Origin of the sequence: Nostoc sp. FACHB-888, from assembly GCF_014696655.1 — a bacterium.
In the GTDB taxonomy this organism is placed as follows: domain Bacteria; phylum Cyanobacteriota; class Cyanobacteriia; order Cyanobacteriales; family Nostocaceae; genus Nostoc.
In genome coordinates this window covers 51,137-70,964 of record NZ_JACJQM010000030.1, presented here as the reverse complement: position 1 = coordinate 70,964, position 19,828 = coordinate 51,137, and the positions used below count along the sequence as shown (strand labels likewise).

The 19,828-nt window shown below is 43.2% G+C and carries 20 protein-coding genes and 1 pseudogene; 10 read left to right on the top strand and 11 right to left on the bottom strand.

The features are described 5' to 3' along the window. Positions 1-96: 96 nt before the first annotated feature. From H6G26_RS19410 to surE, 5 genes are all read right to left on the bottom strand, one after another. Positions 97-663 (bottom strand): cytochrome C, encoded by a 567-nt coding sequence (locus H6G26_RS19410; protein WP_190730812.1) that lies wholly within the window; start codon positions 661-663, stop codon positions 97-99. A gap of 135 nt (positions 664-798) precedes the next feature. After that, positions 799-1,707 (bottom strand): MoxR family ATPase, encoded by a 909-nt coding sequence (locus tag H6G26_RS19405; RefSeq protein WP_190730829.1) that lies wholly within the window; start codon positions 1,705-1,707, stop codon positions 799-801. 87 nt (positions 1,708-1,794) lie between these two features. Then, entirely contained in the window at positions 1,795-2,895 is a 1,101-nt protein-coding gene (locus tag H6G26_RS19400; RefSeq protein ID WP_190730811.1) for a bifunctional riboflavin kinase/FAD synthetase, read from the bottom strand. Positions 2,896-3,314: 419 nt separating this feature from the next. After that, complete coding sequence (locus H6G26_RS19395) at positions 3,315-4,211, bottom strand: MBL fold metallo-hydrolase (RefSeq protein WP_190730810.1); 897 nt, start codon at positions 4,209-4,211, stop codon at positions 3,315-3,317. A 287-nt stretch (positions 4,212-4,498) separates the two neighbouring features. After that, positions 4,499-5,296 carry a 5'/3'-nucleotidase SurE gene (gene surE / locus H6G26_RS19390; protein WP_190730809.1) on the bottom strand — a complete coding sequence of 266 codons (798 nt, stop codon included), beginning with the start codon at positions 5,294-5,296 and terminating at the stop codon, positions 4,499-4,501. Positions 5,297-5,601: 305 nt separating this feature from the next. Between surE and pheS the strand changes: the two genes are divergently transcribed. The 3 genes from pheS to H6G26_RS19375 are packed head-to-tail and all read left to right on the top strand — an operon-like array spanning position 5,602 to position 7,136. After that, positions 5,602-6,594, top strand: coding sequence for a phenylalanine--tRNA ligase subunit alpha (gene pheS, locus H6G26_RS19385; RefSeq protein WP_190730808.1), 993 nt, complete (start codon positions 5,602-5,604; stop codon positions 6,592-6,594). 45 nt (positions 6,595-6,639) lie between these two features. After that, positions 6,640-6,855, top strand: coding sequence for a hypothetical protein (locus H6G26_RS19380; RefSeq protein WP_190730807.1), 216 nt, complete (start codon positions 6,640-6,642; stop codon positions 6,853-6,855). Further along, positions 6,852-7,136, top strand: coding sequence for a type II toxin-antitoxin system mRNA interferase toxin, RelE/StbE family (locus H6G26_RS19375; RefSeq protein ID WP_190730806.1), 285 nt, complete (start codon positions 6,852-6,854; stop codon positions 7,134-7,136). The genes H6G26_RS19380 and H6G26_RS19375 overlap by 4 nt, the downstream gene beginning before the upstream one ends. 501 nt (positions 7,137-7,637) lie before the next feature. Here H6G26_RS19375 and H6G26_RS19370 read toward each other — a convergent pair. Then, a complete protein-coding gene (locus tag H6G26_RS19370; RefSeq protein ID WP_190730805.1) occupies positions 7,638-9,524 on the bottom strand; it encodes a S9 family peptidase in 1,887 nt (628 codons plus the stop codon). 203 nt (positions 9,525-9,727) lie between these two features. Here H6G26_RS19370 and H6G26_RS42690 point away from each other — a divergent pair, with 203 nt between their 5' ends. Continuing rightward, positions 9,728-10,114 carry a hypothetical protein gene (locus H6G26_RS42690; protein WP_242053799.1) on the top strand — a complete coding sequence of 129 codons (387 nt, stop codon included), beginning with the start codon at positions 9,728-9,730 and terminating at the stop codon, positions 10,112-10,114. 4 nt (positions 10,115-10,118) lie between these two features. Here H6G26_RS42690 and H6G26_RS19360 read toward each other — a convergent pair. Both H6G26_RS19360 and H6G26_RS19355 read right to left on the bottom strand, forming a co-directional pair. Beyond that, positions 10,119-10,709, bottom strand: a pseudogene (locus H6G26_RS19360) (helicase-related protein); the annotation flags it as partial. 29 nt (positions 10,710-10,738) lie between these two features. After that, positions 10,739-11,179, bottom strand: coding sequence for a hypothetical protein (locus tag H6G26_RS19355; RefSeq protein ID WP_190730804.1), 441 nt, complete (start codon positions 11,177-11,179; stop codon positions 10,739-10,741). A gap of 93 nt (positions 11,180-11,272) precedes the next feature. On the opposite strand from H6G26_RS19355, the gene H6G26_RS19350 reads away from it, so the two are divergent. The 5 genes from H6G26_RS19350 (at position 11,273) to H6G26_RS19330 (ending at position 15,629) form a co-directional block, all read left to right on the top strand. Further along, the gene (locus H6G26_RS19350; RefSeq protein ID WP_190730830.1) at positions 11,273-11,539 is read left to right on the top strand and encodes a hypothetical protein; all 267 of its coding nucleotides are present in this window, start codon (positions 11,273-11,275) and stop codon (positions 11,537-11,539) included. 112 nt (positions 11,540-11,651) lie between these two features. Then, entirely contained in the window at positions 11,652-12,389 is a 738-nt protein-coding gene (locus tag H6G26_RS19345) for an RNA methyltransferase (RefSeq protein ID WP_190730803.1), read from the top strand. A gap of 174 nt (positions 12,390-12,563) precedes the next feature. Beyond that, the gene (locus tag H6G26_RS19340; RefSeq protein ID WP_190730802.1) at positions 12,564-14,129 is read left to right on the top strand and encodes a serine hydrolase; all 1,566 of its coding nucleotides are present in this window, start codon (positions 12,564-12,566) and stop codon (positions 14,127-14,129) included. 331 nt (positions 14,130-14,460) lie between these two features. Next, complete coding sequence (locus H6G26_RS19335) at positions 14,461-14,970, top strand: MarR family transcriptional regulator (protein WP_190730801.1); 510 nt, start codon at positions 14,461-14,463, stop codon at positions 14,968-14,970. Between the two features lie 125 nt (positions 14,971-15,095). Beyond that, positions 15,096-15,629, top strand: coding sequence for a hypothetical protein (locus tag H6G26_RS19330; protein WP_190730800.1), 534 nt, complete (start codon positions 15,096-15,098; stop codon positions 15,627-15,629). 70 nt (positions 15,630-15,699) lie between these two features. Here the strand turns inward: H6G26_RS19330 and dprA are convergent, their stop codons facing one another. Further along, a complete protein-coding gene (dprA, locus tag H6G26_RS19325; protein WP_190730799.1) occupies positions 15,700-16,818 on the bottom strand; it encodes a DNA-processing protein DprA in 1,119 nt (372 codons plus the stop codon). Between the two features lie 275 nt (positions 16,819-17,093). Here dprA and H6G26_RS19320 point away from each other — a divergent pair, with 275 nt between their 5' ends. After that, positions 17,094-18,170, top strand: a complete 1,077-nt coding sequence (locus tag H6G26_RS19320; protein ID WP_242053798.1) for an alpha/beta hydrolase — start codon at positions 17,094-17,096, stop codon at positions 18,168-18,170. Positions 18,171-18,364: 194 nt separating this feature from the next. On the opposite strand, the gene H6G26_RS19315 is transcribed toward H6G26_RS19320, so the two are convergent. Further along, entirely contained in the window at positions 18,365-18,991 is a 627-nt protein-coding gene (locus H6G26_RS19315; protein ID WP_347242479.1) for a YdcF family protein, read from the bottom strand. 62 nt (positions 18,992-19,053) lie between these two features. Then, the gene (locus H6G26_RS19310) at positions 19,054-19,710 is read right to left on the bottom strand and encodes a DUF2301 domain-containing membrane protein (protein WP_190730796.1); all 657 of its coding nucleotides are present in this window, start codon (positions 19,708-19,710) and stop codon (positions 19,054-19,056) included. Positions 19,711-19,828 lie beyond the last annotated feature (118 nt).

Below are 19,828 nucleotides of genomic sequence, written 5' to 3'. Positions count from 1 at the left end.
CCCCCAGATGGGGCCAGAGAAGGAGTGGGGGACAAAAGGGAAGAATTCTTTCCTCCTGCTTCCTGCTCCCTTGCCTCTTTTTCATCTCCTAACTTTTCACTTCCATTCTGCTGTCAGGCGGCGGAAATTGTAATCATTAGCACTGGGATGACAGCTAACACAGCTACCAAGCTGGATGGGGCGTGGTAAGTTAACTCCTGGATGCAAAGCTTTGAAATAACGCGAATTATTAAGGCGATAGGGTGTTTCTTCGTCGTCTAGCTGGACACGGGAGAAAGTCGAAAGATATTTCCACACCAAGATGCGCGGCGGATCGACTAAAGGCTTTAACTGTGCGCCGTAGTGCTGCGAGTCTTGCAGGAGATTTTTCCAAGTCTGGGTGGGTAAAACGGCTGGTGGTAAGGCGATATGGCACGTGGAGCAGTTTTCCAAATACAATTCTTGCCCTAGTTGGTATTGTGCAGGCACTACGTCAACAGTGCCAATTTCGGCAGTAGGAGTAGCACTTTGGGCGTTAGTTGCCAAGGCTAGAAGCCAACCCATAGCTAGGCTCCACGTTACAATTACCAGAAGTAAACCGAAAAATTGGCGTTTGAATTGGCGTTCGGCGCTTTGCTGTAGCGCTTGGCGATCGGGGATTTTGCGCTTCACAAAAATTGACATTCCTCACATTCCCAAATACTTAGAAGTGCCTTACTTTAATACAGGTGGCATTAGATTTCAGATTTTGTTAGTAGTATTTCAAGAAAAAGCAATTAGACCAAAATTGAGAAACAACTATTATCTACCTTTTTTACCTTAAGGAATAGAAACCGATCGCAATAATCGCTCAACAACGGTTCTTGCATTCCGGCCTCCTCTAGGAATAAGGCGATGGCAAAGAACGTGAGGGACGAGAAATTTCACATCATCGGGAATGGCATAATCACGCCCTAATAGAAAAGCTAGCGCTTGGGCAGCCCGTTGTAATGCTAATGTGCCACGTGGACTGACACCGAGGGCGATTTCTTCATCTTGCCGTGTTGCCCGCACCAATTCGAGGATGTACTGTTGCAAGGAAGTTGCCACTTTTACTTGAGAGCAGAGGTGACGCAATTCCTGTACTTCTGCCAAGGTAATACAAGGCTGCAAATCAGCAACCTTCACACCATTTTGGAGATTTTGCAGCATTTGGAGTTCTTCTGGCTCGGAAGGATAGCCCAAACTCAGCGACAACATAAACCGATCCATTTGTGCTTCCGGCAGGGGAAAAGTACCTTGATACTCAATAGGGTTTTGAGTGGCAATGACAAAGAAGGGCTGGGGAACTGCACGAGAGACACCATCGACTGTTACTTGATGCTCTTCCATAACTTCCAGTAAAGCTGACTGAGTGCGGGGTGTAGCGCGGTTAATTTCATCAGCTAGGAGAATATTGGTAAAGACTGGCCCAGGAAGAAAAGTAAATTCGCCGCTTTTTGGGTTCCAGATGTTAGTGCCAGTAATGTCAGTTGGCAGTAAATCGGGGGTACACTGTAGCCGTTGAAACTTACCATCCAGCGAACGAGCTAGAGATTTAGCGAGTAGGGTTTTACCAACACCAGGGACATCTTCTAAGAGGGCATGACCACCACCTAGCAAGGCTACTAGCACTAGGCGTATTGCCTCAGCTTTACCAACGATGGTAAGAGCCAGATTTTGTGTTAAAGCGTCAATTTTTTCTCTCATGCGGCCTGGGGAGTAGGGAATTGGGAATTGAGCATTGGGCATTGGAAACATGAATTAATAACCCATGCCCCATGTCCCGTGCCCTAGCTATTGTTCCCACTCAGCATTCAAAACTTCTTTAGCAACAATGCAATCAAGTTGAATTTGTGTTTTCAAGGCTTCTAGAGAAGTAAATTTTTGTTCAGGGCGCAAAAACTTCACTAGTTCCACAGCCAATTTTTTGCCATACAAATCACCTGACCAATCAAACAGATGTACTTCCGCAGATGAATAAGTGCCATTTACAGTTGGGCGATTACCAATATTCATTACACCCAAGCTCTCATTAGGAGCAGTATCTGATGTTTCAGTGAGAGTAAAAACGCGGACAGCGTAAACTCCTTGACGGGGCACAAACTTTTCTTTTGGTAGTTGGAGGTTGGCAGTAGGAAAGCCAATTGTTCTGCCCAATTGTTGACCTTGAACGACAACACCAAGGAGAGTGTAGGGGCGTCCGAGTAGTAGATTTGCGTTTTCGATGTCGCCTTGCTCAAGGGTTTGACGGATTAATGAAGTGCTAATGCGGGCATCTTGAGTCGGAGTAGTACTGACGCAACTGCTTTGGGTGGGTGAGTCACCTGTATAAGTTTGTAAGGGAACGATGGTAACGGGGATATTATGCTTGGCGGCGATTAATTGCAAATCTTTGGCAGTACCACTGCGCTTTTCGCCAAAACAAAAATCCTGCCCGATGCTAATTCGCTGGCATCGCAGTTGTTGCACAAGAATTTTTTCGACGAATTTTTCGGGGGTTAAAGCAGATAATTCTTTGTCAAAGGGTAGTAGTACCAGTTGTTCTACCCCAAGCGATCGCAATTGTTGGACTTTTTCATCCAGTGGCGTTAACAAAGTCCGGGGCTGCCCCGTAAAAAATTCCTGTGGATGGGGGTCAAAGGTGACAACTGTTGAGTAGGTATATTCTTGATTAGTCAGTTGTCCGTTGTCTGTTGTAAGTTGTTGATTTTCGTTTGACTGCGGACTACTAGCTACTGACAGCTGACCATCAGCGTGCAAGACTGGTTGAATTACCCTTTGATGACCAAGATGAACACCATCAAACTTGCCAAGGGCAACAGCAGTCGGCGTTAGCAGCCCAACGCTAGAAGAAGCAACCCACACAGAACACCCATTTTGAGACAAATTTAGCACGTGGATTCTGAGATTTTAGGTTTATTTTAGCTATCAGCAGGAAGCTACCTTATAGTAAACTGCCTTGAGGAGTACAGGTTTTCTAGTAGCAACTTGTAATTTGTCATTTGTCATTTGTCCTTTGTTCTCTCTTACAAAATTTCTACTCTTAAGCAAGCTAGCAAGAGCGTCTCGTAGAAAAGCCAGACGCTCTCTACAAGACGATGTGCGTAGCTATCTTGCTTTTCACCAGGGGTATGCAGACTCGACGAATCGCTACTCTATCGCCGGAAGTCGGCGCACCCTGCGGGATCTTGCTACAGATTTTGCGCTTTGTCCAATGACTAATCACCAATGACTAATGACCAATGACCAATGACTGCTGAAAGCTTCTGATCACCAATCTAATCTAAAATCTCCAATTCCTCCGATCGCAATCTTTAGGTAGAAAATTTGCTAACAGGAAAAGATTCTGATAAGGCAACTGAGGTGGAAATCTGAAGTTCCATTCCTTCCCGTGCCATGATGGCTCCAGGAAATTGCGCCGCTACTTGTTTCCCTACATTATCCAAAAAGTCATCATTGTGGGCGGGGTCGTGGTGGTAAATTACCAGAGTTTTGACGTTAGCGGCTTGTGCCACTTTCACTGCTTCTTGCCAGGTTGAATGTCCCCAGCCAATTTTTGGAGATTTTGGGGAGTGGTATTCTTCGTCTGTATAAGTAGAATCGTAAATCAGAATGTCGGCATTACGAGCTAGCCACAACACATTGTCATCGAGTCGGTCGGGGAAATGTTCGGTATCGGTAATATAAGCAGCAGCACCACCACGCCAACTGACACGGTATCCTATAGCTTCACCTGGATGGTTTAAAGGTGCTGTTTCTACAGAAACGTCATCAATTTGTATTGGTTGCCCCGGTCGAATGTCGTAGAAATTTAAATTAGCTTGCATAATCTGCAAGGGTACGGGAAAGTTCGGGTGCAACATTTGGTCATTGAGGCGCTGTTCTATGGTAGAACCATCAGGTGCGATCGCGCCGTAGATATGAAAGTCATTCCCCTTCACAAACCCTGGGGTAAAGAAGGGAAAACCCTGCATATGATCCCAGTGAGAGTGGGTAAAAAATATATGAGCTTCTAATGGCATTTGGCGCAATAACGATTGCCCCAAAACATGTAGTCCTGTGCCTGCATCGAAAATTAAGCGTTTATCGCCCGCTTGCATTGATATGCAAGGGGTATTACCGCCGTAACGAACGGTGTGTGGCCCTGGACTGGGGATGCTGCCGCGAACGCCCCAAAATTGTACGCTAAATTGGTTCTCTATCCTAGACATGGGTGTTGCTTGCTGGACTGAGCGGGCGATAAGTGGAAAAATTGTTACTTATTTTGTCTAAGTTTATGCTGCCTTACCGATTTTGCTAGAGGGAGGATTTCTTGGTAAAACAGCATACACTGTTTCTGGCTGATTGTGTAAATGTGGATCAAATACCCTCGAGTGGAATTTTCCCGTTTTTGGGGTGGATGTGTATCGGTTATTTCAAGAGTGCCCCTACGTTATAGCCTACATTTTTCTCTGATGCATTTAAATAACTCTAGTTTTATTCTGATAAATCAAATGATTCACGAAAAGTTGAATTCCCAATCAGATAATTTATCTAGCCCATCTGCGTAAGTAAGATTGTATTGTAATGGAGTTATACTGATGTAGTTTTTACGTACAATATGCACATCTAAAGGTACATTTTGAAGCAGATTTAATCCCGTTGAGGGTTCCACATCCTCAATTACCTCTCCGGTTAACCAGTAGTACGTTTTTCCACGAGGATCAACTCGTTTATCAAACACATCAATGTAACGCCGTACTCCTTGACGGGTAAGAGTAACTCCAGCAATTTCTTCCCACCTCACAGCAGGAATATTGACGTTAAGCAACATTAAATCTGGCAGAGGTCTTTGGGCTAACTGATCTACGAGAATTTTGGCAAACTTAGCAGCAGGTTGAAAGTCTTTAGATGTATGACTAATAAGACTTAGCGCTATACTGGGAATGCCTTCAATTAAACCTTCCATTGCCGCCGAAACAGTGCCAGAATACAAAATTTCAGTTCCCAAATTCGCACCTTGATTAATGCCAGAGAGAACCAAATCAGGGGGAGTGTCTAGCAAAGCCCACAGTGCTAATTTGACGCAATCTGAAGGCGTACCATCGCAAGCCCAAGCTTTGACAGCAGGATGAAAAATCCCTTCAACAATTTCGGCGCGAATGGGTTGGTGTAGAGTTAATCCGTGTCCAGTTGCCGATCGCTCTCGATCTGGGCAAACTACACTGACATCATGACCTGCCTCTGCCAAGCAGTTCGCTAAGGTACGAATCCCCAAAGCAGAAATGCCGTCATCGTTGCTAATTAGTAATTTCATAGTCATTAGTCATTGGTCACTTGTACTGAGGGCACTCCTACGGAGAAGCAAGCTACGCGAACGCTTAGGGCGCAGCCTCTCGTAGAGAAGTATTGCTCATTAGTTATTTGTTATTTGTTATTAGCTATTTGTCAATGTCTGAGGTCACAAGCAGCAAAAAAACATTTATACTGACCACTACACTGTGACGCAAGTTTGCGTACCTATAACAAGGGGGTTTTGCACCTTGCCTGTAAGTTGATTTATTGAGCAGTTCACAGCTTTTGACTATAGACTAATGACTAATGGCTAATGACTAATAACTAATGACTAGCAATTTAGAAGCTCAACTTTTAGCACTGCGGCAGGAAGGAGAAAAAGCGATCGCAGGCGCCGACACCCTAGAACGTCTGGAGGAACTCAGAGTTAACTATCTGGGTAAGAAAGGGGAACTGGGGGCACTGTTGCGAAGTATGGGGCAGATGAGTGCAGAGGAACGACCGAAAATTGGAGCGATCGCCAATACAGTCAAAGAATCTCTGCAAACTAGTCTAGACCAGCAACGCGCCGCCCTAGAAGCCGCGCAAATTCAAGCTTTGCTAGAGGCGGAAACTTTGGATGTGACTATGCCGGGAATTTATAGCCCCCAAGGTCGCATTCATCCTCTCAATGGCATTATCGACCGGGCGCTGGATATCTTTGTTGGTATGGGTTACACCGTGGCTCAAGGGCCAGAAATGGAAACAGATTACTATAATTTCGAGGCTCTCAATACCCCGCCTGATCACCCCGCCCGTGATATGCAAGATACTTTCTACCTGCCAGATGGTAATCTCCTCCGCACTCATACCTCGTCAGTGCAAATTCGTTACATGGAAAGAGAAGAACCACCGATTCGGGTTGTGGCTCCAGGGCGAGTTTATCGGCGAGATAATGTAGATGCGACTCACTCGGCTGTTTTCCATCAAATAGAACTTTTAGCCATTGATGAGGGGCTAACTTTTACAGACCTCAAAGGCACAATTAAGGTATTTTTACAAGCAATATTTGGCGATTTACCAATTCGGTTCCGCGCTAGTTATTTCCCGTTTACCGAACCCTCGGCTGAAGTAGATTTGCAGTGGAATGGGCGCTGGTTGGAGGTGATGGGCTGCGGTATGGTCGATCCAAATGTACTTAAGTCTGTAGGTTATGACCCAGAAATTTATACTGGGTTTGCTGCCGGTTTTGGTGTAGAACGCTTTGCAATGGTGTTACATCAAATCGATGATATTCGTCGGTTGTATGCTAGTGATTTGCGATTTTTGCAGCAATTTTAGGACTTATCTAATGGTTATGTACTGCAAGCAAGGTAACAATAAACAATGACCTCAGTTTCCAGGTTAGATCAAGTTCTAGAAAGTATCGAAAACTTATCAGTAGATGAACAAGAAACATTAATTGATCTGATAAGTCATCGGTTGGCAGAACGGCGGCGTTCTGAAATTGCTGCTAATATCGCTCAAGCACAAGTAGAATACCAGTCAGGAAAAGTGTTCCGTGGTACAGTTACTCAAATAATGGATGAGTTACGCAAGTGATAACTGTAGTTTTGGCATCATCGTTTAAACGAGCATTTAAGCGATTGGTACGACGACAGCCAGAATTACAAGAGCGGATTGGAGAGCGGTTAGCACTACTAACCGCCGATCCATTTGATCCATTGTTGCAGACTCATAAACTTAAAGGCAAACTGTCTGGAGCTTGGGCGTGTTCAGTGGACTATGATTGTCGCATTGTCTTTAACTTCGTGCAAAATATAGAATCTGGGGAAGAAGAAATTTTGCTAATTGATATCGGCACTCATGATGAAGTGTACTGAATTGTAGGTGCTGTTTTAGTATTTTCCTACTGACTAATTTTGGATTTAGGATTGAATTATTCAATAACTGCGCTCAAGTTTTAACGCAACCTGCCGAGGCGATTGAAACAAGAAGAAATAATTTTAGCCAAGTTACACCAGCTATCTGAAGCGAGGCTGTTGCAATTACAAGACTATCTCGATTTTCTCTTGCAAAAAGAAGAGTCTGAGCATCAGAGTAGGTTCAAATCTCCCACCTAAGTATTTGGAAAGAAAGCTTCTTGCGATCGCATCCCTCGTTCAACCCATTTTCTAGTCTGGCAAACCAGCCTCCTGCTGACATAACTATTAGTAAACTAAAGGCAACGCCAGTTCTGCTTCCTTCATTTATTCTATGTTTGCTGAAACCTGCTCACGCTACGTTACCCGTAACCCTGAAATTTTGAGTGGAGAGCCAATTATTATCTTAATTAAAAATATTAAGGTGGTTGGTGAATGACACTAACCACCATGCGTGAAACTTTATTTAACTATTCCTGAATGACCTGGAATATCTGCCAAAGGTTCAAATCTGCCGCCTAAGTATTTGGCGAGAAACTCTTCTGCGATCGCAAAGAAATGCAACCGATTTTCTGGTCTGGCAAAACCATGTCCTTCATCTGTGTAAAGTGCATATTGCACAGGCAAACCAGCCTCCTGCATTGCGTTGACAATTTGATCGCTTTCTGATTGTTTTACCCGTGGATCGTTTGCACCTTGACCAATCAGTAAAGGTTTTTGAATTCGGTCAGCGAAAAATAAAGGCGATCGCGATTTCAGAAACTCCTCTTCTGTCTCTAAATTACCAACGCGATGATAAAGCGCTGCCCTCATCGGTTCCCAATAGGGCGGTATAGTTTCTATCAAAGTAATCAAGCTACTTGGCCCCACAATATCCACACCAGCAGCAAAGATTTCTGGTGTAAAAGTTAACCCCACTAGGGTGGCGTAACCTCCATAAGAACCGCCCATAATCGCAATCTTTTGCGGGTCGGAAATACCTTTTTCTACCAGCCAGTTAACACTATCAATCAAGTCATCGTGCATTTTGCCAGCCCATTCCCGATTACCAGCATTCAAAAATGCTTTACCGTAGCCAGTCGAACCGCGAAAGTTCACTTGCAGAACGGCATAACCCCGGTTAGCTAGCCATTGCGCTGTGGGAGAGAAACCCCAAACATCCCGCGCCCAAGGGCCACCGTGAACCAGTAATACTGTTGGTAGATTCTGGGTAGCTATTCCTACAGGGGTTGTGAGGTAACTATGGATAGTTAAGCCATCCCGCGCTTCGTAGGAAATCGGTTGCATTGAAGCTAACTGCAACGTTTCGAGTTTGGGTTGGTTGCTAAAGAGGAAAGTGCTAGTTTTTGACTCTCGGTTGTAGGCATAGTAATAAACTGGCCCATTGTCAGTTCTATAACCTACTAGCCAGGTTTTATCTTCCAAGTCGCGACTAATTACAGAGAATTCTCCAGGACGCACCTTGGCAATTTCTTCAAAATCTGCGGCGATACTTTGGTCAATTACTCGCCATTCCTGTTTATCTTTATAGAAAGAAACTGCTTGGATAACTCGCGTCAATGGCTGAATGATTATTCCCACAACATCATACTGCTCATCTTCAGCAATGACTGTTTCTTGACGGGTATCTAGGTCAACAGCTAGCAGACGTTTGGCGTTAGCATCGTGATTCCCTTGAATATAAAGAGTTTTACCATCAGTCGAGAAGCTAACAGAATTCCCTTCTTCTTCTGGCCCCCAGTGGCGATGAGTTTCCCACTGTTTATCTGGCTTCTGCAATAAGAGGTCGTAACCACCATCGGGTGTGCTAGCTGTCGCTGCACGTATTTGGAAATCAGCGTCAGATGTCCAACTGATAATATTACCGGGGTTGTCAGTATCGAACTCAACCGCACCATTTTTTAGGTTGATGCGGTAAACGTCAAACTTTTGAGGATTGTTCAAGTTCAAAGCTACCAGCATTTGATCTGGAAATTTAGGTTCCAGTTCCACGAGTTCAGCTTTCACACCCTGGAATGGCGTTAAGTCACGCACAATTTTGGAGTGAATATTAACCAAGTGGAGGTGAAAGTTCTCGTCGCCATCCGAGTCTTGCATATAAATCAACTGGTCGGCGTTATAAGTCCAGAAGAAAATGCGGATACCGCGCTTTTTATCGGCAGTTAGTATCTGGTCGTCTTCTTGTCCTACAGTTCGCAACCATACTTGCAAGACATTTTTCTCATCGGGGGCGATATATGCCAAGTATTTGCCATCAGACGAGAGTTGTGGGCTAGTTTTTTCGGGATTCCCAAAGAGAATTTCGCGCGGAATCAACGGTGGTAGGGAGGGTGCTTGAGCAGATGACATATTTTCATCCTCTACTTGACTACCCTATTGTCACTTGGTTATCAAAATGACAATTCATCCTATTGGGTGAACCTAATTGGAGAATATGGCATAAGGCAATGCAGTTAAATTAAAGAAATTTATCTATTAATGATGCGCGTTAAAACGGTCGTTAACTGTTGACGGTTATCAGTCATCAGCCTTCATATAAATGTTCAAGTTAAATGCGTAACAGCTTAAGACAGGCTGTTCTTGAGCAAAAGAAGCGAAAAGAGCAGAAGATACAAATTTATAGCTTTTATTTAGAAAATTGGTATTGCAGTCAGCAATTAGTAAAACTTGTGAATGAGTCTTTTATACTCGGCGATGAGTCTTTGATACTCGGCGATGAGTCTTTGATACTCGCTGACGAGTCTTTCATACTCGGCGATGAGCCTTTGATACTCGGCGATGAGTCTTTGATACTCGGCGATGAGTCTTTGATACTCGCTGACGAGTCTTTTATACTCGGCGATGAGTCTTTAATACTCGGCGATGAATCTTTTACACTCGTGAACGGAGCTTTTGTATGGAATATTTTATGTACTTTTTACTTTTTAAACGGAACATGACGGTTTAGCGGCAATTGTCGCAATGTCCGCAACGCCAGTTAGCAGCTTCTTTATCAAAACCAAAGGCGTTTAACAAAAATTGCCAACGACATTGCTTGGTTGTCAGATATTGATTCATCTGTTTAGCAGCGTGTAATTGCCCCGGTGGCTGATTTCCGGCTTTTTGCCCAATAGTGTAATGAAAAGGGTCAAGCCAGTTTAACTGACCGTTACTGTGGAGTAAAGCTAGCGCCGTAGCACCTTCGGGAAATTGTCGGGTTACTGCATTCACTTCTCCCTGTTTTGGTAATTTTTTCACAAGTTGCTGCGCTATTTGTTGTTGCGATCGCATTTGTTCTTGAAAAAATTGTTGTCTTTGCTTATCCTCTGGATCTAACCACCCCGTAGGCTCACTCACTAATGTCAATGCTTCTGCCGGTTTCCCATCCCTTCCAGCGCGGCCAATTTCTTGCACATATTCAGATAGCAGATGTGGTGCGTGAAAATGGGCAACCCAGCGAACATCTGATTTATTAATCCCCATGCCAAACGCACAGGTACACACAACAAACGGTATTTTCCCACTTAACCAACTTGCTTCAACTGCACGGCGTTCTTGTATTAAAACTTTTGGTGCATAGTTAATTATTTGTCTGAGCAGTAGCTATTAATCTCGTTGACTATCGAATTTTCTTCGGTACTACTTCTTGTCAGAGATACCAAAAATCTCTGTGTTGCTGGTAGATTATTTTTTTCTATAGCTATTGCTGCATTATTCAACTCGTTGCTGATGTTTTGATAAAATGTAAAAAAGCGCATTTGGAAATCTTGCAAGTTTCCATCTTTAATTTCTAGCGCTTTCATCTCCTTGGCAAGTGGATTTATCTTACTAGCAAGTTCAGTTAAACCTTTAGAATTTGCCGAATTAGGATTTTTACCGAATTCTTGACCTAGAGTTGATGCCTGATTAGCAAGCTTTATGACTTTGCTACATTGAGCAACTTTACTTTCTTCACAACCTACAAATAATAATGCGATCGCAGTAGTTACTGAAACTATAAAACTTTGCTTAAATACACGTTGCATAGGTTCTCTTATCTCTAGCTATGTTTCGGAAAAGTTAGCCAGCATAAATGAATGTTCAGCGAAAATACTTTTTTATTAAAAGAATCTTGATTTATGCTGTCCTGTTACTTTATACTTACCTTTCTATACAATGTGTATGTAATTACACAGAAGCAGCAAAATTTTAAATTCTATATATGGCAAGCTACTTTGTATCTACGCTTACCTGAATTGCTTCAACCTGCTGTACCAGCACAAATTTACCGATATATCCGAGATTTTTTGGCCAGCAACCCCACTCCTGAACAAATTGCTGAATTTAAACCTACTCCCGAAATGCAAGAACGGTTGCTGCTCCCTGCTCCCTTTCCTCTTCGTTGACGCAGGCATTCACTTACACAGCTACAATGATTTCAAGGAAAATTTTCAGCAGAACCACAACGCTGAGAATTAGCCTAAAAGTATCTTATGGTGCGATCGCAGGAGGCAAAAAATGAGCTTGGCTGGATTAAGAATTGTGTTGGTAGAACCAGCTGGGCCGATAAATATCGGAGCGATCGCCAGGGTAATGAAAAATTTCGGGCTATATAATTTAGTATTAGTGAACCCCCAATGCGATCCGCTATCGACGGAAGCTTTGATGATGGCTGTTCATGGTCAGGAAATTATAGAATCTGCGGTATTAGTGCCGACCTTACCAGAAGCATTGCATGGATGTGTACGAGCGATCGCTACTACTGGTCGCGTTCGCAGTTTAGAAACACCTTTAGAAAATCCCCGCACTGCATTACCCTGGTTACTGGAGGAACCAGAAAAACCCGCAGCACTTATTTTTGGCAGGGAAGACCGGGGATTAAGCAATGAAGAATTAAATTATGCACAGAGGTTTGTTGGCATTCCCACAAGTCCAGATTATGTAGCCCTCAATTTAGCTACCGCCGTAGCAATCTGCTGTTATGAATTGTCACAATGTGTCCAGCCTGACACTCAGAATATCACCCAAACTGAACTCGCACCCTTAGATGTTGTGGAAGGATACTACCAGCACCTAGAATCACTATTACTGAAAATTGGTTATGTATATCCCCATACGGCAGCTAGTCGTATGGGAAAATTTCGCCAACTATATAATCGCGCTCACCTGAAAACTGGAGAAGTAGCCATGCTCAGAGGAATTTTGCAGCAGGTAGAATGGGCGCTTAAAAACCAAAGGGATGGTGAAAACTTGTAATTATTTGTTTAGTATATATGCAAGCATCCCCCCAAAATATTTAATATGGCTTAAACTAAACACAAAAATGCTACTTAGTGGCAAAGTGAAATTTGAGTATTAATATTGCTTAAAGATTAAGTTTTGGGTTAGGAGTCTGCAAGAAAACAGTCAAGTGGGTCACAAGGAGTAATTGTGTCAGAGTCAAGTGACGAACTAACAGCTTTCTCGCGGCGACAACCCTTAAATCGCCGTCAACGGCCACAAAAAGTTCAAAAAGTGGTAAAGAAGAAAGTTAAAGTTAATAGCCAGCAGCAAGCTGCCAATGGTCGAGAAGAGGCAGTAACACGCCCAAAAAATCAAATCAGTTCTCCTCCAATCCCTGGTGTTACACGTAGGTTAAAATCGGGGTTAGTCATGCCAACGGCAGTAAAACCAATGCCTAGTGTAAAGGGAAAAATTCCTCCCTTTCGACCAGGTGCTGTAATGGTGAAAACAGTGCGGATGGAAAAGCCAAAAATAGGTAGGCGTTCATCGCGGAAGACGCGGTTAAAGCCAATGGCCAAAACCTTGTTGTATGTTGTGCGGTTGTTGATTGTGGGTGTTGGCATGGGTGCAATTGTTGGCACAGCATTGTCAGTATTAGACCCGGCTAGTCGCATCAGCACAACTTATGCGCCGCCATCTAATAATAGTAATATGGGGCGATCGCAGCCACAACCTACCCAAACTCCCGCAGCCGCAGCTTCGAGTCTATATCTATCTCAGGAAATTACCTCTTTAAAAAATGTTGTGCAAAATTTGGCGACGACCAACCCAAATCTTACACCCGGAGTTTTCTTGGTAGATTTAGATACTGGTAATTATGTAGATGTCAATGGGTCTACCAGTTTTCCAGCAGCTAGCACCATTAAAGTGCCGATTCTAATTGCTTTTTTCCAGGATGTGGACGCGGGGAAAATTCGCCTTGATGAAATGCTGACCATGCAACAAGATATGGTCGCTGGCGGTTCGGGAAATCTGCAATATAAACCCGCCGGAACTCAGTACGCTGCTTTGGAAGTCGTCACTAAAATGATTACAATCAGCGACAACACGGCGACAAATATGCTGATTACCCGGCTGGGAGGGATGGAGGCGTTAAACCAGCGTTTTCGGGAATGGGGATTGACAACCACAACAATTCGTAATCAACTTCCAGATTTGCAAGGCACAAACACCACTAGTCCCAAAGAATTGGGGAATTTAATGGCGATTGTGAGTCAAGGAAATTTAGTGAGTATGCCATCACGCGATCTCATGCTCGATATATTGCGTCGTACTCAGAGAGACACTCTGCTACCATCCGGTTTGGGAGCAGGAGCAAGAGCATACCACAAAACGGGCGATATTGGCACAATGTTGGCAGATACAGGTTTAATTGCTCTGCCAACTGGTAAGCGCTATGTAGCTGCTGTTATGGTACAACGCCCCAATAACGACCCTCGCGCCGAAAAATTTATCAGTTCAATTTCTCGTGCTGCCTACCAAGAGTTTAGCCAGAATGCTGTTACACCCAACAGTACGACAAGCATTATACCTGCTAACGGTTATCAGCCCCAGGTTGCGAGTCCGGTACCCAATAATACAACAGGCATCTTACCTATGAACGTTTATCAGCCTCCTGTTGTCAGTCCTGTACCCAACAGTATGGGAAGTACAGTACCCGCAAACGGTTATCAATCTCCAGTTATGAATCCACAGTATTATCCTCCAAGATAAACCAATTCGCAATTCGCAATTCGCAATTCGCAATTCGCAATTCGCAATTCGCAATTCGCAATGACGCTCCTACGTCGCTCTAAGCGAAGCATCCCGTTGGCGCAGCCTCTCGTAGAGAAGGGTATACGCTGCGCTAACGCAATTACGTTTTATCACAGGGTTTTAACCCCGTGACTAGACTTTTCGCCTTTAAAGGCGTTAGCGTAGCGGGACGAAGTTCGGTTTTAGACCCGATTGTTTTGATAATTTAGGATTTTTGAATGTAGATTTGCCACAGCAGGATTTACTAAGGCAGCATATAGTAAGCTAGTCAACTAATGCTTGGAAATCCATGTTTGTTTCTCCTGAAGTCCCACCAAAACACGAGTTAGAGGAACTTGCCACGCAGTTTCCGGAGCTAAATGTTCCCGCAGTGGAGACTTGTTTAGCCTTTTTGAAAACTACAGCTCTTGTTTATGCCGCATTAGATGCCCATTTGGCTCGCCATCAGCTGTCTATGGGTAAATTTACAGTTCTCATGCAATTATTCCGAGCAATTGGTCAGCACTTAACACCTTCAGAATGTGCTGAACGTTCTGGTGTAACCCGTGGAACTATCACTGGACTATTAGACGGTTTGGAACGAGATGGATGGGTGAAGCGACAACCACACCCAGAAGATAGACGCCGTTTAGTCGTACAAATGACCGAACAAGGACAACAGGATTTGATAAAGATGTTGCCAGATCATTTTTGTCGAACTACTGGACTGATAGCTCATCTGAGCCTAACTGAGCAGAAGACACTGATACAACTCTTGTCTAAGCTACAGGCAGGAGTACCAGCGATGCGAGATTTTTAACTTAAACAAGTAAATATCTTTGAAGTCAGGAAATTTTATCCTATTATAATAAGGAACCATATTATATGGAAGCTAATTAAATTTAGCTGATCTGCCGTTGTTCGTGCATCAAATTTGGAGACTTTATGCCCAAACTCAACGTTAAACAGAAAAACTGGTTGCTCTCTGCTCATGTCGCTTCTGCTAGCATTTGGTTTGGCTCTGCTCTATGCATGGTTGCCATCGCGTTGAAGAATGCCAATATTACCAATGGTGACGAACTGTATGCGATTAACACAACGTTAAAATTGCTTGATGATTTCGTGGTTATTCCCTCTGCAAATCTCTCTTTGTTAACAGGAGGGCTTCTCTGCTGGCTCACCGTTTGGGGATTCTTCAAACACTACTGGGTAATTGTCAAATGGATTGCCACAGTTACTTTAATTGTGGTAGGAACTATATGGCTAGGCCCGTGGGTTAATGCGGTGACAGGTATTTCAGATGTGGCGCGATCGCAAGCATTGAGCAATCCACTATATATGTTTGACTTGAATGGAGTCCTCATAGGTGGTGCAATCCAAACTCTCTGTATACTTGCCATCATCGGCATTTCAGTGATCAAACCTTGGGGTAGAAGAGTAGTAAAATCTCAAGAATCGTCTACCTCATCAAGCAGCTAGAAAAATCCAAGTGCGATCGCCACCAGCTTTTTGTTTCTAAAAGCTCAACTATAGTGTTATCTCTTAATTCTTAACTTTTTTGATACCGCATTCCTGGTAATTGCGAAACTAAACCCATAAGTTCTAACTGTAACAACGCGCTGGAAACTGCACCAGCAGTCATGCCGGTTTGTTGGACAATCAAATCGAAGGGTAAAACTTCACTTGCGAATGCATCCATTACCGTTTGTAATTCTGACGCTAAAGTTGGTAAACTCAGCTGTTCTGGGGCTGTGGAAGCCTCGACTCCATCAATTTGTGGTATTGCTCCTAGCATTGTTAACAGTTCATCTAATTCTTTGAGGATGAAAGAAGCTCCTTGGTTCAATAATTTTAAGCATCCTTGAGATGGGTGATCGTCCACTCTCCCAGGCAGTGCATAGACATCTCTACCAAATTCATTTGCGTAGGTAGCAGTAATTAGGGCACCAGATTTTACAGGCGCTTCCATTACGAGGATGGCGCGGCTTAAACCTGCAATAATCCGGTTGCGCTTGGGAAAGTGCGTGCGATCTGGTGGGGTTTTTGTGGGATACTCACTCACGACTAACCCAGCCGTCAAAATCTGCTTGTACAAATCTCGATTTTTATGGGGATAGATGACATCGACACCAGTTCCCAAAACTGCGATCGTGCGTCCACCTGCTTTCATGGCGGCGATGTGGCTTTCTGTGTCAATTCCCTCTGCCATCCCAGAAACAACTGTAAAGCCATTTTTAGCCAAAGCTGTACTAATTTGGCGAGTCCAACGGATACCGTATTCTGTGGGTTGGCGGGTTCCAACAATGCCAACCATCGGTTTTTGTCCAAGATTTTCTTGGAGTTCAATTTCACCACGATAGTACAAAATCGGCGGCGGACTCGGAGTTTCCAACAGTAAGCGGGGATAATCTGCATCTGCTGGTGTCCAAAAATGGGAATTTTCTTGCTGGTGCTTGGTGAATAGTTGTTCTGGGTGTAAACGCGATCGCTGTTGTACTACTTTTTCTAGTGTCTGAAAACCAAAACCCTCCACTTCCCCTAACTCTACCTTGGTAGCGTTCCAAGCTGTTGCCAACGTGCCAAAATGCTGTTGTAGCCGCCGCAGTAATACCGGGCCAACCCCAGATATTTGCGCCCAAGCTATCCAATATGCGCCTTCTTCTACCACGGTTTCATCCTCACGCCTACTGGATTGAGTATTCCCAAATTAGCGTTGGCTGTTATGGGGAGGGAGGAAGAGGCAGGGGAGCAGGGAGCAGGGAGAAAAGGAAAAAACTAAAACTCTCCCCCTTGCCCCTCTGCGTCTTTTCAATCCCCAGCCCCTTGACTCTTGACCCTTAACCATTGACTATTAACTATTGACTATTTATTTCACTATCTTCTGTGATGAAATATTTCTATCGTTTTTTTATATGCCTATCTGGGTGCTTAATATTTTTACTGTTGCACAGTGGCATTGGTTTGTTGCCTAGTTTGGCGGCTGAGAAAGTTACTGTCAGATACGGATTGTTTGAGCAATCGATCCCGGTGGCAGATATACGCAACTATGCCGAGACACAAAAGGCTTCTAGCGATTTGCAATCTTTCCTAGATTACCTTAGCACTGAGGAAAAACAGAAGTTCCAAGATGCACTTCAGGTAAAAATGTCTCTTGATATTGTGGCTTTAGATAAGCTGGTAAATACAGGAATGGGTAAGCAAATTTTATCTTTTGCATCCCAAGCGATCGCTCGTCGTGATCAAGCCAGTATACAAGCCCTACGATCTGCCATGATCATAGGAGCAAGATCACCAGAAGGTCTAGGATTAGTAAGCTTTCTAGAAGCCTATCCCAGCAATCAACTAGTTGTTGATGTGTCCAAAATTTCTAAGCTAGTTGGCATGGCAAATTCCTCTTCTAATTCTGCTGATGCACCTCCAAAGGATAATGTAAGTTCTTCACCTTTAGGGAAAATTGCATTGCAATATCAAACACTTGCCGCCCAAAATAAACAGTTTTCAGGTTGCTTATTTGGCGATTCTACTTCGGCTGCACTTGGAAATACCCTTGGGAGCGGGACTTTTAATTTTGGCTTAAATGGTCTGAGTACAATCTCATTACTGGAACAACTTAAAAGTTTAATTCCTACCAAGGTGAAATGTGAAAAAGCTATTATTGCCGTAGGTGGAAATGATGCTTTGTATGGAATTAGTGATGAGTTGTTTAGCAAAAATTTACAAGAGGCGATCGCACTTGTCCGCACAATGGGAAATAAAGAAATTTTTCTCATTCCGGCTTTTTATTCAACAGTTGCAGCAAGCTCAGATCCAACTGTAGCAGCCCCACTTTCTAGAGTTGAACAAATTAATGCTTTGATTAACCAAGTTGCTGAAATAGAAAAAGTGCCAGTTGCAGCAGGACTAGCGCCATTGTATGAGAATAATGCTCTTAAAGGGAGTTTTACGAGCAATGGAGAGCATCTAAACGCAGAAGGTCTTAAAATTTATCGGCAAGCATTATTACAAATCTTGGGTAAGTAATATGATGTCTGCCTAATTCCTTATATAGCAGTCCTAAATCATTTGTAAAAATAAATTAACCACAGAGGCGCAGAGAGAAAAATTGAGGATTTTTACGACTCATTTAGGATTGCTACAGTAGAAGCACCCCACCAAAGCTACGTTTTATATTACATAATCCGCAGTTTGTAACTCAAAATTACGAATTCTCATTTTTATGCTTTCCAATTCAAAAATCGTGCATAAATATAAGCGATGCCTTCATCAATAATTGTCCGTACACCTTGGCTATAATTCCACCATTTGTTTGGATCATAATCTTGTGTTTTGGCAGCAATCGCACCAACTTTGATGTTAGGGGTAAGTAGTTTTTTGAACAGCAACCAACTTCTACGGGTGTGAACATCCAAGGAAAAAACATTAACTGATTGTAGATTTAAATTTGAATTGGATAGCCAGCGATTAAATTCGGCAGCAGATGCATAACTACGATCCTTAATTACTACAGGTGTTGGAACAGCTACCACCTTCTCTGATTCTAAACCGAGTTTTTTGAAGGTAGCGGCTGACACTTCTGCAAAGTTCTTGTATTCGCTAAGATAATTACCTTTTTCTATTGAGCCTCCCGTGGTAATTACTAGACGATAAGAACCGTTTTTAAATTCAGTCAAAGCTTGTTTTATGGCATAATCTGGGAGCCATCCTTCAACAACTAATACTTCTGCCGATTTGATAGGGGAAGTCACGGCGAGAAATGAGTGTACATGAGTAATAGTGAAAAAAATTAAATAAGCAATAAAAGCGACTGCAATCGCCCACCCCTGAGCCGTAAGTGTCCACATTTCTTGGCGTTTTATTAGTTTGATTTTTGGAAATTTTTGACACCGGCGATTTTTTGCCTGCATTAAACTTTAGCTAAACGTTGTTCTTTCAAGTAAGTAAATACAGACTTATCTCCGATATCGGCAGGAATTGCTTGCACTGTCTTTCGCAGGGCGAACACCAAAAACAAGGTTGCCCAAATCCCTAATAAAACACTTTCCGCTTGAGTTGGTAAAATTCCCACCAAATGTCCTAACAATAGTAGCGGTACTATTAGGGTTAATATTTTGGTTTCCAGGCGATTGAAGCAAAAAGCTTCTTTAAAATAAATACCTGTTAAAGCAACAAAGATAAAACCAACTCCAAATAAGGTAACGGGCTGATTGTAAACAGTGAGAGCTAGAGGTTCACTGTTAGAGATTGCCAGAATCACTGATGCTATACTACCGATTGCCCAAAAAATTTGCAATATTCGGTGCAGTGATACCATATAAATATGAATGGTAAATAAACTCACACCCAGAGCGAGACTAAAACAAGTATATAGAAGTGTAAGTGTGGTAAAAATAGTTGGGTTATTGTTGAGCAAAACCAATGCACTGCCTATGCCAAAGCTCAGTGCTGCTAGCATTAATCCCGCGCGGTAGATAATTACGCCAGTGCGATCGCTCTGAGTAATTGTAAATTCCCCAAACTGACCTTGATAAATTTCTGGTGGAGGTAGGGTTTGCGTAGTCATAGTTAAAAATATAGTTACGAATTACTATTAGAGTACAACAGTAAATTGCTGAAGGGTCATTTTTATTATTATGGGCAATGAGACAAATTTAGTGTCACAATCCCGAAACTTTTAAGCC

Excerpts from the sequence above, each read along its gene's own strand:
- H6G26_RS19350 (WP_190730830.1), top strand. The coding sequence starts at position 11,273 with ATGCTGTCCTGTTACTTTATACTTACCTTTCTATACAATGTGTATGTA.
- surE (WP_190730809.1), bottom strand. The coding sequence starts at position 5,296 with ATGAAATTACTAATTAGCAACGATGACGGCATTTCTGCTTTGGGGATT.
- H6G26_RS42690 (WP_242053799.1), top strand. The coding sequence starts at position 9,728 with ATGCGTAACAGCTTAAGACAGGCTGTTCTTGAGCAAAAGAAGCGAAAA.
- H6G26_RS19335 (WP_190730801.1), top strand. The coding sequence starts at position 14,461 with ATGTTTGTTTCTCCTGAAGTCCCACCAAAACACGAGTTAGAGGAACTT.
- H6G26_RS19380 (WP_190730807.1), top strand. The coding sequence starts at position 6,640 with ATGACCTCAGTTTCCAGGTTAGATCAAGTTCTAGAAAGTATCGAAAAC.
- H6G26_RS19345 (WP_190730803.1), top strand. The coding sequence starts at position 11,652 with ATGAGCTTGGCTGGATTAAGAATTGTGTTGGTAGAACCAGCTGGGCCG.
- H6G26_RS19370 (WP_190730805.1), bottom strand. The coding sequence starts at position 9,524 with ATGTCATCTGCTCAAGCACCCTCCCTACCACCGTTGATTCCGCGCGAA.
- H6G26_RS19405 (WP_190730829.1), bottom strand. The coding sequence starts at position 1,707 with ATGAGAGAAAAAATTGACGCTTTAACACAAAATCTGGCTCTTACCATC.
- H6G26_RS19330 (WP_190730800.1), top strand. The coding sequence starts at position 15,096 with ATGCCCAAACTCAACGTTAAACAGAAAAACTGGTTGCTCTCTGCTCAT.
- pheS (WP_190730808.1), top strand. The coding sequence starts at position 5,602 with ATGACTAGCAATTTAGAAGCTCAACTTTTAGCACTGCGGCAGGAAGGA.
- H6G26_RS19355 (WP_190730804.1), bottom strand. The coding sequence starts at position 11,179 with ATGCAACGTGTATTTAAGCAAAGTTTTATAGTTTCAGTAACTACTGCG.
- H6G26_RS19395 (WP_190730810.1), bottom strand. The coding sequence starts at position 4,211 with ATGTCTAGGATAGAGAACCAATTTAGCGTACAATTTTGGGGCGTTCGC.
- H6G26_RS19410 (WP_190730812.1), bottom strand. The coding sequence starts at position 663 with ATGTCAATTTTTGTGAAGCGCAAAATCCCCGATCGCCAAGCGCTACAG.
- H6G26_RS19315 (WP_347242479.1), bottom strand. The coding sequence starts at position 18,991 with ATGTGGACACTTACGGCTCAGGGGTGGGCGATTGCAGTCGCTTTTATT.
- H6G26_RS19310 (WP_190730796.1), bottom strand. The coding sequence starts at position 19,710 with ATGACTACGCAAACCCTACCTCCACCAGAAATTTATCAAGGTCAGTTT.